This is a genomic window from Methanobrevibacter thaueri (genome assembly GCF_015062915.1).
GTDB classification, from domain to species: Archaea; Methanobacteriota; Methanobacteria; order Methanobacteriales; family Methanobacteriaceae; genus Methanocatella; species Methanocatella thaueri_B.
In genome coordinates, this window is sequence record NZ_SUTJ01000003.1 from 136,657 (window position 1) to 150,220 (window position 13,564).

Below are 13,564 nucleotides of genomic sequence, written 5' to 3' on the forward strand. Positions count from 1 at the left end.
ATCATCCTGAAAATTTAGTGATTGTCATTAAATTTATCGGTCCTGATTATTCTTTTCAAATCAAAAACTGGAATAAAAAGGTTAATTGCTAGTTAATAGCTTTTAGTTAATTAATAAGTGAAAATCGTCCTCAAAAAGGTGATTTAATGATAAAAAATAATTTTAAGTTAAATATTAGCAAAAATCTCCTAATAATCATTTGCGTCATCTGCCTGATGTTCACTTCATTTGGAGTGATCATGGAGGATTCCTATGCAGGCGACATTGACGGTGATGCTGATGAGCTGGGAGTTGAATCTGATATTAATGATAAACTAATAAATTCTCAAGACAACGAACTGATGGAGGTGAGCTCTCAGGACAATGTTTTACAGGCTCAGGAGAGAACCCCAGATGGACATACATTCAAAGACATAAAAACATGCATAGACAAGTCAAAAGATGGAGATACAATAGTGCTGTCCGGTAAATATGCAGCAAGCGACAACACATCATTTGTTAATGTGAACAAGAAGCTGACAATAACATCCAAAACAGGAGCAACCCTTGACGGAAAGGGAATATCCGGGATTTTCAGGGTGAATGCTGCCGGCGTGGTAATAACTAATCTGAAATTCATAAACGGAAAGGACGTGGCAGGTGGAGCTATCCGTGTCCTGGCTAAAGATGCGACCATTGAAAACTGTTTGTTTGACAACAATCAAGCATATGTAGGAGGGGGAGGTGCAATTGCAAGCGCATATCATGTAAACAAAAGTGAAAACCTGAAGATAATAAGCTGCAATTTCACAAACAATCATGATAACCGGGATGACTTCTCGAACTATTCCTCGGCAGGTGCTGTTGGAGCATATTCAAATGGTTCTCAAATAATAAACTGTATATTCGATTCAAACTGGATTAAAGGAGAGCTTACAAGCTTTGGGGGTGCGCTTCAGATTGGAATGGATGTGCCTGACAACTATGGGCTTGTGGACAGATGCATATTCAGGAACAATCGGGTGATAGCTCCGGACAATAACTCCCATGGGGGAGCGGGTTGCGTCAGGAATGGAGTGACATACTCTAACTGTCTGTTTATAAACAACTCTGCAAGCCAGGGAGGAGCATTGACCTTTCACGCAAGCGGTGACATTATAAACTGCACTTTCATCAACAACACTGCGGATTACTTTGGAGGTGCAATCTCTACAGGTTACCTGTATGAAACAATGACCTTAAGAATAATAGAATGTGACTTTAAGGGAAACGAGGCTCCCGATGGAGGGGCGGTTCAGGCAATAGGATTGAACGTCAATCTGATTGATTCAAACTTCACAGACAATCATGCCACAAACTGCGGTGGTGCGGTAAACATAGTGGCTGAAAACGTTAATGTGGACAACTCCAGATTCACAGGCAATGTCGCTGAGGTTGACGGTGGAGCGGTATACGTAAACGGCGTAAACACTATTGTGGCTGATTCATCATTCGTCTCAAACCATGCGGTTCCCGATGAGGACAGGTTCAATGACGGTTTAGGTGGAGCGATATATGTCAACAGTACATCAACAACTGTATTCTCAAACAGGTTCGAATACAACACAGCAAGAAACGGAAGCGCAATATACTATGACAAAAAGGGAGAGGACTTCATATTGATGAACAACATCCTCTTTGAAAACCAGGCATGGGTTTATCAGCTTCCAATACACTCAAATGATATAGTGTACGGTGAAACAGAGAAAATCAAGGTAATTCTCTACGGCGGAAACAACATTGCAAAATACAACAATCTTGCGGTTTCAAATGCCATTTATAATGCAGCATCACATGACAAAATCGAAGTCGACTCAGAAATCCCTGTTTCAGGAGCGACAGATGACGGCAGACTCTATCAGGATGCCCGTGAATACAACATGCGGGTATTGCTGAGCGTCACACACGAGGACGGAACACTCATCTACAATGCATCAGCAAACACAAGCTATCTGGGTGAAATCAATGTTGAACTGGACAACTTGAAGCCTGGAAAGTATTATGTCTCAGCAAAACACTTCGAGGACACATATTATAAGGGAATAACCAACGTTACAACATTCAATGTCTCCCCAAGAGTTGACAACAAGATAACAATAACAACCACAAACTCAACATTCAAGTACGAGGATGTTGTGGTTTGGACCATAAACATTACCAATCTCGGTCCAAACAATGCAACTGAGGTTGTAGCATACAATCTCATTCCTGAAGGCTTGATTGTGATAGGTCACACATTCGGCGACAAGTACAATCCCCAAACCGGCGAACTAGACATTGGCGATTTGAATGTCGGTGAAAAATTGACTTATACTGTGGTTACAGTCGTTAACAAGACCGGTGAAATCATAAACAGGGCAAATGTCACAGCCAAGGAAACCGATGTCAATATGGAAAACAACTTTGATGAGGCAGTCATCAATGTGGATCCTGCAGCGGATCTGGCAGTCGTCAAGACAGCATCAAACAGGAATCCTAACTACCTTGACAATATGAACTGGACAATAACAGTAACAAACAACGGTCCCGACACAGCACATGATGTGTACGTCGTTGATTTGCTTCCAAAATCCCTAAAATACATTGACTGTGGCGGGGATTATGATGCTGAAACAGGCAAATGGGAAATTGGCACACTTGAAAGCGGCAAGTCAATAACATTAACAATCACATGCCAAGTCATAAGAACAGGCCTTGCACAGAACAACGTTTCAGTAAACGGCTCCGATTATGATTATGACCTGACAAACAACCATGATGAGGAGATAATATACGTTAATCCGGCAAGCGATTTAGCCATTGAAAAGACAGTTAATGCAAGCAACGTGAACTATCAAGATACCGTCAAATGGACATTGACAATAACAAACAACGGACCTGACGCAGCTGAAAACGTCATAATATGTGACTCATTGCCGAATGGCTTTACATATGTCAGTTCAACACTTCCGTATGATGACAATGAGTTCAAAATCGAGAAGGTTGATGTAGGCGAGGTAATCACAATCGAGCTTGTTTCAAAAGTCAACGTTACAGGGGACTTTGTAAACGTTGCAAACGTTACAAGCGACAGCTATGACTATGACTTGACCAACAATGAGGATGACGAGCCGATTAAGGTAAATCCGGCAAGCGACTTGAGCGTATCCAAAAGCGTTGATGAGGAAAACCCAGAATATCACGAGAATGTCACATGGACAATAACAGTAACAAACAACGGACCCGACACTGCACACAATGTCAAAATCAGGGATATCCTTCCATATGGATTGGTATGGCTCGATGATGACAGTTCAGGCAAGTACAATCCTTTAACCGGTGAGCTGACACTTGAATCATTAGAGGTTGGGGAAGAGTTTGAATTGAACATTGAATGCATGGTGAATCTAACAGGCACTATTCAAAACAACGTAACCGTAAACTGCACAGAGCATGACTATAATCTCACAAACAATGAGGACAATGAGACAATAGAAGTGGAAAAATCTGCAGATGTCAAAATCACAAAACTGGTAAGTAATCCTTCACCGAAATACAATGAACTTATCACATGGACATTAATCATCTCAAACAATGGTCCGGATAAGGCAACTGAAATACGTGTGGAGGATGCATTGCCGGAAGGTTTAATATATGTCAACTACACTGCAACCAAAGGCTTTTACGATAATGGCCTATGGGTAATGTGCTGTCTTGAAAAAGGAGAGGAGCAAAGATTGGAAATTATCACAAGAATCAATAAAACTGGTAAAACCACTAACATTGCAGTTATTCATGCTGACGAGTATGATCCAGAACCTGCAAACAATCAGGATAACGAGACAATCGATGTTCCACCAGCAGTTGACGTTGCAGTCACAATCAATGTCGACAATCCAAATCCACTCTTTGGAAGTGAGGTCATATGGTCAATCGCTGTCGTGAATAACGGGCCGGACAATGCAACCAATGTGCGTTTGAATGAAATATTGCCGGACGAATTGGTATTTGTGGACTACAATTCAACTAAAGGATCATATTCCAATGGCCAATGGGATATAGGTTCACTCAACGTTGGAGAGACACAATATCTAAACGTCTCCACACTTTCAAATGCACTGGGCAAGATTATTAACAAAGTTGACGTCAAATCAGAGGAACACGATTGGAATGAGTCCAACAATCATGACGATTCCATGGTTAATGTCAAGGCAGTGGCAGACCTCTCAATAGAAAAACGTGTCGACAATCCGTCTCCAAGCTACGGAAAGACTGTGACATGGATATTGACAGTTTCAAACAACGGACCGAACATGGCAACAAATGTCATTGTCAAAGACTTCTTGCCTGAAGGATTGGTTCTTGCCAAATCAAACGGAAACTATAAGAATGGAGTCTGGAGCGTTGGAAACCTGAATGTCAATGAGAAAAGAGTGCTTAAAATCACATGCAAGGTGAATGCAACCGGAAACTTCCTCAACTATGCAACAGTCACAAGCGATGAGCATGACCCAAATCCTGATGACAACTACGATGAGGAAACAATTGACGTTAGAAAGGCCAGTGACCTTTCAATAACCAAAATTGCATCCAAGTACAATTACCATGTCGGTGATGTGGTGGAATACGCCATTGAAATAGTCAACAATGGTCCGGATACTGCAATCAATATCAAGGTCAGTGAGGTTTTAGACGATTTGCTTAAACTAAAATCATTTAAAGCCACAATGGGCAAGTTTGATAAAAAATTAATGACATGGACAATCGATGAGCTTGGCTATGGCAAGTCAGCAATGCTGTACATCAAGGCCATTGCAACAGGAGCCGGAATCCTGAACAATACCGTCAATGTAACATCAGACACATTCGATTATAATTTGGAAAATAACCAAGACTATGCCGTTGTCAATGTGACTGAAAAGCCGGTAAATACTCCATCAGATAACATATCAGTTGTTAAAGACAAGATTGATAAACATACCGTAAGTATTCTTCAAAAGCATCCAACTTCAAATCCATTTTGGAGTTTAATCGTTGCTCTTGTAATTTCCCTGATATTTTTGGATGGAAGAATATTGAAGAGAAGATAGTTTAAAGTAGCAGAAATGCTACTTTTCCTATTTTTTTCAAAACGATTTTTCAAAATTTCGCAAGTATTCGAATACTTAATTTCATGATTAATTATTTTATAAGTTAGTGTAAAAACTGGCCATATAATGCTCCATTTCTTCAATATAAACAAAACCTTTATATAAAACCTCCAATAAAGTAATAAGTAGATATTGATGTAATTATAATTTTTTTGGAAAAATTACAGATAGACTCAATATTTTAAAGACACAAAAGAGGTGTAATTATGTCTGAAGAAGAAATTATTAATCAAGATGAAGAGTTCACTGAAGAAGATGAAGAAAAATTACCTTTCGCTAAAGCTGAAGTTGTACGTTTAATGAAAGAAAACCTTGATGACGACAAAATGATCAGGGAAAGAGTGAAAGTTGAAATGAACAAATTCTTAGGAGATGTTTTGAAAAACGTATGTAAGCAATTAAACGATTACCCATACACAACCATTGAGTATGAAATGCTTAAAGAATCCACTTACCCATACACAAACATCGAAAGAATCAACCAAGAAAAAGAAAGAATCTTATTACATTTAGAAGCTATCAAAGCGGACTGTAACGCATTAGCTATGGATGTACAAAAAACCTTAAAATTAAAAGATGTTGTTGAAGAAGACTCATTCACAAGCTTCTCAGCAATTGACGATGAAGAAGAGGAAGAAGAATAATTCTTCTAATTCTCTTTACTTTTTTTATATAATTAAAATTCAAAATAAGAAAAATTGTTAAAGTATTATTCGTCTTCAATAATACTAAAACCTGTTTTTAAACCTTTAAGTTCATCTTCAGGAATTTCAGAGACTTCTGCCTTATCACTGACGATGCTGCTTTGGCCAAATGGATCCAACATTATCAATGTGGCGGTGCCGTTTCCTTTTTTAAGTTCCTGAATGAATTCAAGTGTGCCTTTACCGTTTTTCTGTGACAATTCATCATCAAAAAGATTCAATGCTCTTATAACAGCACTTTCAAAACGTGTCAGGACACCTTCGACATTTGTGACGTATCCTTCTGATTTTGGACCAGGCTCCACTTTTATACCTGCTTCTGGTATCATAACGGTTGCTGACTGTGACCTTACAACCCTCACGGACAGGGTATTCTTGCTGATTTCAATAACATGCTTTGCAGGGTCCTTGTGCTCTAAGGCAAGTACGTCGGAGTGCCTGAATCCGCAGGATGGGCATTGGAGGGTTGTCTCCATTACCTTGCCGAAGTGAGGTATCTCAAGCTCTTTCATAATTGATTTTGCCACGCCTTCAATTCCGCAGGCTGGGCATTTGATAATCATTTCGTTAATGGTTTCATCATTCATTTAAAACATATCCTTTTTCTTTCAATTCTTCAATAATTTCATCTAGTTTTGCTTGGCTGGAAGCGGATATTGTGGTTTCACGATACTCGGAAAGCTTATACAGTTCACTCAAGTATTCTTTCTTGTCAGAATCCTTTGAGATGTTGTCTATGAACTTTTGTGCATCCTCGCTGTCGTTGACATTGATGTTTCTAACCAAAGGCTCCTTGAATCCTTTGATGTTGTATGTGATCTTGTCAAGGCTTCCATTGTTCTTGTTAATGATAATATTTATGACATCCGCCAACTCATCAACATCATTCACCAGCTTCACGGTTGCTGTTGACTGGTTTATGATTGACAGTATCTTTTCAAGTGTCTTTTCAATTGTCTCGGAGTTTATGACATGGACATTGTTGGCTTCCGCTTGGGACAGCAGGTGGTCATGTATGATCCTGTTTTCCCTAAAGAAATCAAGCTGCTTTCCTCCACGATGTATTTCAATGGCTCTTTTGACGAAGCGTTCCTTGTGTGATTCCTCTTCGGAGCTTAAAACAAAGAAGTAGATGTTTGCATCATCCTCGAACTGCTCGACATTAATCAGTCCCGGAACCAGGTGGACTCCCTCGATGATTATGTCGTCATAGTCTGTGATTGCCCTTTGGATTATCTTTTCAAGGCCAGGTATGACATATGATGCATGCTCATCGAAACCCGCTGCCACCAGTTCATCATAACTGTTGAAACGGTTCTTGTTTCTAATGTGCTTGTATGCATCATAGGAGGAGCTGTGAAGTGCAGGTGCATATTCCTTGCCGATTATTCCTCTCACCACTGCTCTTATGAAATCACTTTCAATCAAATGCTTAATGTTCAATGTCCTTGCAAGTTCAGCGGCAATGGTGGATTTTCCAATCCCTGATGCGCTTCCAATAAGTATAACATAAGGTTTGCTCATGCCAATCTCTCCAAAAATGTTTTTTCAATTATCTTCTATATATGTGATTTCAATCTTATAAAACATTATACTTTATAAATATGAAAAACAATAATTATTAATATAACATTTTTTTAAAAATTATTTTTTAAAAAGTAAATTTTATAGGTACATGATTAGTTATAAGTTATAAATTATTAGAATAAAGGGGTGAATTTTTTGTATTCAGTTAAATCAGTTAAAGATATTCAGGATTTAAATCCATTCATTGTAGTTGGTTGCGGAGGTGGAGGAGAGAAATTCTCCAATCTCGAAGGAGTTGAGGCCATAGGGTTCATAGATGATAATGTCAAAAAGCAAGGAACATCATATTGCGGATGTGTCATCTCTGGAAGTCTTGACGAATGTCTTAAAGACGCACCAGAAGCAAAATCATTGGTTATTATGTTGCCGATTGGTGCTGAAGGCGCAGCATTGAAATACGCTGTTCAGGCAATCGACAAGGGATTGAATGTAATCACATCATTCAGATCACTGTCAATTGAAGAGAATTTGTCTTTAAAGAAATTTGCTGATGCAAAAAATGTCGTTATCAAGGAAATCAGTCCAAGACTGGATGTTGTAGAGAAAATAGCTGGTGTAGCCCCTGAAAAATCATGTGAAGTTTTACCTAAAATATCTTATAAACCAAAAGCACCAGTGATTTTCGTTGGAGGGACCTCTCAGGAATGTGGAAAAAGGACAACCACAAAGATGCTCGGTTTGGCAAGTGCTGAGAGAGGATTGAATCCGGCAATAATATCCACTGATGAAATGGGTTTGGAAGAACCTACTGATTTTAACTTTAGAGCAGGAAGCCTATCTGCAATGGATGTACCATCTGCAGTATTATCCGCTATAAAATATGTTGAAGAAACCAAAAAACCAGATATCATTTTCATTGAAGGTCAATCCAGCCTGACCGAAAAAGGAAATCCTCACCCAAGAGGATTGTCAGCTGCAATCTTAATCGGTGCAGCTCCTGACGCAGTCATCGTTGGACACAGGCCAAATCACCCATACAGGGAACCTAGAGGTATTGAAGAAGAAATCAAAGCTATTGAAGCAGTTGAACCTACAAAAGTAGTTGGACTCTCAGTAAACCTTAAGAACGCCGATTTGGATTTATGTCCGGAATACTTCGAATCCACTTTCGGATTGCCTGCTGAAGACGTCTACAACAACGGCGCTTCCAAATTACTGGATGCTATTTTCGAATACTTAGAGGAGTAATTTAAATGAGTTTCACAGATACACTTAAAAAGAGTTTAGGCTTTGAAGAAACTGAAGGCAGCAAGGACAAACCTAAAAGCGAATTATCTAATGAGTTATCCAACATTGTCGGCAGTATCAAAGATGTTTTAAAGCCACAGGAAAATCGTTCAAGTCAACAACCACAACAACAGTACAGGCCAAATACTCAAGCACAATACAGGCAAGCTCCTAGACCTACTCCAAGTGCTACTCCAAGAACTGTACCAAAACCAACTCCAAGATATGAGGATCCTAATGACTTTGTCATCATCCCTGAACAGTCCTATTATGAGATTGTCCTAATAAGGCCTAAAACAATCGATGACATCAACTATGTAGTTGATCAGGTCATTGAAGAGAGAAATCCTGTCATTTTGGACTTGTCCTTTTTGGAAAAGGAAAGTGCTCCAAACTACAAGTTGGCCGGAGATAAGATTAAGCAGATGAGATCAAGATACGGTGCACAGGCATTATTGCTTTCCCGTACAGAAGACAAGAATCTGATTATCATCTCTCCTAAAAAAGTAAAAGTCGTCAATAAAGGATAAGTAGAATTGATTTTCTACTTTTCAACTATTTTTTTAAAAACACCAAATATCTCGCTAGTACATACATCACCAGAATCAATGCTATTGCCGTTTCCATAATTAGGATGTTGTCTAATATCATATTGGAGGCCACATTTCCCACAATTCCTTTTGTTGCAAGTGCACTGATTACAAATGGGAATGTGAATGCTGCAAAACTTGGGTAGAAGCCAATATTGCGATAGTCAATGAACTTGTACAGTGCGAAAATGTAGAATATGCATGCAATCAGATAGAGTCCCATTGCAAATTCATATGACACGCTTTCAGCGGAATTCAAATATCCTACAATAAGTATGCTGAATAATGCTGTGAAAATACATATCAAAGGCTTGTTCATGTCCTGATTATTGGGATACCTGATGTATCTGTAGAATACGACTGGAGTGGTCACAAGCATTGAGATGAATCCGATCATGAAGAATATGAAATCGATATCGTTTAGTCCATGGACATTTGCGGTTATCGCTCCCATGGTGATTCCAATATACACAATCCACCAACTTGGATAGACTGTCTTTATATCAAATTCACGTATGACGAAACGATAGGTGAAGTAAATCATTAGCAAAATATGAAGGCCAATTCCTATAATCCACACACCATACGAAAAGGCGGGCATGAATGTATTAAGATATGTAGATAAAAGCATCACTGCCATTGGAAATGTACCGAAACTACTGAGAATGATAGGATTTTTCAAGTCCCTTCTTATGGTTTCAGGGTATAATATTAATTTCAAAAGTATCAGGACTAAAAATATTCCTCCAATGCTTCCAAATAGATATCTCAAATAGGGATGGACATCCTGAACCAGATTCCCTAGTGAGAATAATGCAAGAACCAAACCTGAAACGGGCAGGGGCAACTTTTCAATGACATTCATAAAAATCTATAATCTAAAGAATTCCTTTGCATTTAGAGATGAGACCTTTTCAATCTCCTTATTTTCATATCCCTTTCTTACCAGTTCACGAACGGTTTTGGGAACGGAAAGAGGGTCTGAAGGCTTGTTGCTTATGTCGCTGTTTAAAAGGAAGCGGTCAAATCCATATTCATCCAAAATGGAGATTGCCTCAAACTCATCCATCTTCTGCGGCTGAACTGTCAATCCGAGCATGCAGTCACTGTCAATTGCATCACAAACAACCTCTGGATTAATGTGATCAATCACTGCCTGACTTTCCTCAATGTGCTGCGGAACGATTTCAAGGATTCTTTTGAGAACTTCCCTCTTGTTTCTTCTTGGAGTGTGGATGATTACCTTGGATTTGGTTTCATTTGCAATGTCCAGTTGCCTTTCAAAGACGCTTATCTCACTGTCGGTCAAATCCTCAAGTCCGATTTCACCGATTGCCACAATTTGATCGGTTTCTATCCACTTGTATAATTCATCGAATATGATTTCAGGATTGACATTTGAGTTTGTCGGATGGATTCCAAGTGCAACCTTCAACTCAAGGCCATGTTCCATCGCCCTTTTGGTGTCAAGCTCTAGAATTCTATTGAGATGATTTAAAAGAATCATTTCATGAGGAATCTTGTATGGATAGTAACTGCAGGTTATTGCAGTATCGATTCCGGCTAAAAACATTTTTTCAAAGTCCTCTCCGCTTCTGGCATCTGCATGCATATGGGTATCAATCATTTTATCACTGTTTGAACTTTTATCTAATCCTATTATATTTTTCATTTTTAAAAAATTTGCCTAAAAAACATATTGCTTTTAAACCTTGTGCAAGTGCAACTTATAGCACATGTTCACTTTAAAATCTTTTATATTATTTCAGTAATAAAAATTAGTTTAAATGTAATACTATTTAGGTGGTCAATTTGAACAGAACAAAAAATCATGTAAGACACTACAATAAGGTATCAGAAGATATAAAGTTCGTATCCAATTCCCTAATTAGATTAAGGGTATTGAAAGCATTATATGAAAATCCAAGTAATATGAAAGAGTTAACACATAAAACAGATTTAAGCTACAGCTCCATATCAAGCACATTGCACAAGCTGGAGCTAAGGGACATGGTATACCGCAATTCAAACAGGTACTACCTTGCAAGCTCATTGAAACTGCAGATGAAAAACATATTGCAACTGTCAATCATCATAAACCTGTTGGATGAGATATTCAACATCATTGAAGGTCACATCGTCCATAAGCTACCGTTAGAGTCAATTCTTGAAATGCACATGCTCGACGGTTCTCTTATGGTGGAGTCAGATGGTGTGAATGCGGACATGATCGATAATCTGATTGAAAACAACATTGGTGAAGCCAACAGTGCCCGCTGCATTCTGCCGGTATACTCAGAAGGAATAAACTTAAAACTCAACGAATTGGCTGATGACGGCAAGTTCGTTGAAATCTTGGTTTCTAAAAAACTCTCAAACATCTACAACAATAGATCAAGGGTAAAATACATCTCCACATTCCGTGGCAAGAACAATTTCCTTTTAATCATCACCGACAAGATGATGATACTGGGTTTTTTCAGAAATGATGGTATATTTGATAAAAATAGGTTGGTTATCTCAACAGGTAAGGACTCCCTGAAATGGGCCAATAACCTGTTTAGATATTTTAAAAAATTGGATAAATGAGTGTTAAACTCATTTATAATACTTTTCAAGGTATTCTTTTAAATCGGAAATAGGAATTCTTTCCTGTTCTTCGGTGTCCCTATCCCTAACTGTAACCTGATTGTCTTCTAAAGTGTCGAAGTCAACGGTTACTGCAAGAGGAATACCAATTTCATCAGCTCTTGCATATCTTTTACCGATGGTACCGGTGGTATCGTATTCAACGGTGAAACCTTCCATTCTTAAGGTTTCGGTTAATTCCTGTGCAACTTCAGGTAATCCTTTCTTGTTTACAAGTGGGAAAATACCGACTTGCACTGGTGCAACTGACTTGTTGAACTTGAAGTAGTCTTTTCCTTCGGTTTCGGTAAAGGAATGCAATAATACTGAATATGTGATACGGTCAATACCGAATGATGGCTCAATAACGTGAGGAGTGATCTTTTCACCGGTTATTTCCTCTTCAACTTCCTCAAAGATAAGCAAGTCTTCGGTGACTTCATAAACCTTATCCAATTCAACGGTGAATTTGCCGTCAGCTTCAAGTGCAGCTTTAACCTCATTCACATCAGCATCTTCAATGGCCTGTTTGACTTTAGGAGAATCTCCTTTAAAGACCGGTCCGAATTTGGACAAGTTAGGTTTTACAACTGTTTTTTGAACTTTTTTAGGTTCATCATACTCAACAAAGACGTTCAATTCATCATTACTGAACTTGGAGTGTGAAGACAGATCATAATCTCCCCTGTCGGCAATTCCGATGATTTCAACCCAACCGTACTTGTCGGTTTTCACTTCAACGTCCCAGCAGTCAAGGGCATAGTGAGCCATTTCCCCTGCTAAGTGTTGTCTGAATCTTAACACGTCTTCAGGAATACCGATTTCAGTAAGGAATTTGCGTGCAAGGTATAATTGGTAGATGAGCATTTCATTGGCGACAATGCCTTTATCCAATGCTTCGCGAGCTGTGATTTCCAAAGGTTCAAGGTTGTTTTCCTGAACTTCCTGTGAGTTTAGGCGCAATACCGCATCTTCAATCTGTGAGAATTTAGGATGGGTCTTGTCTTTAGGGTTTAAAAAGATTTCAGCTTCTGCTTGTGTAAATTCACGAAGTCTGATAACTCCTTGTCTTGGGGAAATCTCATTCCTGTATGCTTTTCCAAGCTGAACAGCTCCAAATGGTAATTTTCCTCTGAAGAATCTTTCTAATCTTTTGAACAATATGAATATTCCCTGTGCGGTTTCAGGTCTCATGTACCCTACTTTATCTCCTTTCGCACCGATTTCGGTTTTAAACATCAGGTTGTAGTTCCAGATGTTTGAAAGTTTTCCGCCACATTCAGGACATACAATGTTGTTGTCGATTACGATTTGGTCAAGTTCCTCGTTTTCAAGGCTTTCCACATCTTCTCCGATTACCTCTTCAATGATATGGTCTGCTCTGAACACTTCACCACATTTTTCACATTTGCACATTGGGTCTGTGAAGTTGTCAACGTGTCCAGATGCCTTCAGGACTTCTTTAGGCATAACGGTAGGTCCTTCAATCTCGTAGAATCCTTCACCGGAAACGTATTGTTTTCTCCATTTCTGCATAATGTTGTTCTTAAGGCTTGCTCCAAGAGGGCCGTAGTCAGTAAAACCTGACACTCCGGAATATATTTCGAATGATGGCCATAAAAATCCTCTTTTAGCACTGATGTTGCTCATTTTGTCATGATTCATAAAAATTAACTCCTTC

10 protein-coding genes are annotated in these 13,564 nt (G+C 38.9%); 5 read left to right on the forward strand and 5 right to left on the reverse strand.

What is annotated here, in order from left to right:
• Positions 1-239 precede the first annotated feature (239 nt).
• Together E7Z78_RS03220 and E7Z78_RS03225 are read left to right on the forward strand one after the other, a co-directional pair.
• Positions 240-5,087, forward strand: coding sequence for a hypothetical protein (locus E7Z78_RS03220; protein ID WP_303723745.1), 4,848 nt, complete (start codon positions 240-242; stop codon positions 5,085-5,087).
• Between the two features lie 266 nt (positions 5,088-5,353).
• The gene (locus tag E7Z78_RS03225; RefSeq protein WP_303723746.1) at positions 5,354-5,791 is read left to right on the forward strand and encodes a hypothetical protein; all 438 of its coding nucleotides are present in this window, start codon (positions 5,354-5,356) and stop codon (positions 5,789-5,791) included.
• Positions 5,792-5,856: 65 nt separating this feature from the next.
• Here the strand turns inward: E7Z78_RS03225 and E7Z78_RS03230 are convergent, their stop codons facing one another.
• Positions 5,857-6,438 carry a ZPR1 zinc finger domain-containing protein gene (locus E7Z78_RS03230; protein ID WP_303723747.1) on the reverse strand — a complete coding sequence of 194 codons (582 nt, stop codon included), beginning with the start codon at positions 6,436-6,438 and terminating at the stop codon, positions 5,857-5,859.
• A complete protein-coding gene (locus tag E7Z78_RS03235; protein ID WP_303723748.1) occupies positions 6,431-7,375 on the reverse strand; it encodes a 3H domain-containing protein in 945 nt (314 codons plus the stop codon). Before E7Z78_RS03235 ends, E7Z78_RS03230 begins: the two co-directional genes overlap by 8 nt.
• Before the next feature lie 198 nt (positions 7,376-7,573).
• Between E7Z78_RS03235 and E7Z78_RS03240 the strand changes: the two genes are divergently transcribed.
• Together E7Z78_RS03240 and E7Z78_RS03245 are read left to right on the forward strand one after the other, a co-directional pair.
• Positions 7,574-8,626: a DUF1611 domain-containing protein gene (locus E7Z78_RS03240; protein ID WP_303723749.1), complete on the forward strand. Its 1,053-nt coding sequence runs from the start codon at positions 7,574-7,576 to the stop codon at positions 8,624-8,626.
• A gap of 5 nt (positions 8,627-8,631) precedes the next feature.
• Positions 8,632-9,195 carry a cell division protein SepF gene (locus tag E7Z78_RS03245; protein ID WP_303723750.1) on the forward strand — a complete coding sequence of 188 codons (564 nt, stop codon included), beginning with the start codon at positions 8,632-8,634 and terminating at the stop codon, positions 9,193-9,195.
• 25 nt (positions 9,196-9,220) lie between these two features.
• Here E7Z78_RS03245 and E7Z78_RS03250 read toward each other — a convergent pair whose 3' ends face one another.
• Together E7Z78_RS03250 and E7Z78_RS03255 are read right to left on the reverse strand one after the other, a co-directional pair.
• Entirely contained in the window at positions 9,221-10,120 is a 900-nt protein-coding gene (locus tag E7Z78_RS03250) for a TDT family transporter (RefSeq protein WP_303723751.1), read from the reverse strand.
• 6 nt (positions 10,121-10,126) lie between these two features.
• Positions 10,127-10,882, reverse strand: coding sequence for a TatD family hydrolase (locus E7Z78_RS03255; RefSeq protein WP_369693464.1), 756 nt, complete (start codon positions 10,880-10,882; stop codon positions 10,127-10,129).
• A 185-nt stretch (positions 10,883-11,067) separates the two neighbouring features.
• Here E7Z78_RS03255 and E7Z78_RS03260 point away from each other — a divergent pair, with 185 nt between their 5' ends.
• On the forward strand, positions 11,068-11,844 hold the full coding sequence (locus E7Z78_RS03260) for a winged helix-turn-helix domain-containing protein (RefSeq protein ID WP_303723753.1): 777 nt from the start codon (positions 11,068-11,070) through the stop codon (positions 11,842-11,844).
• 9 nt (positions 11,845-11,853) lie between these two features.
• On the opposite strand, the gene glyS is transcribed toward E7Z78_RS03260, so the two are convergent.
• Positions 11,854-13,548: a glycine--tRNA ligase gene (gene glyS / locus E7Z78_RS03265; protein ID WP_303723754.1), complete on the reverse strand. Its 1,695-nt coding sequence runs from the start codon at positions 13,546-13,548 to the stop codon at positions 11,854-11,856.
• Positions 13,549-13,564 lie beyond the last annotated feature (16 nt).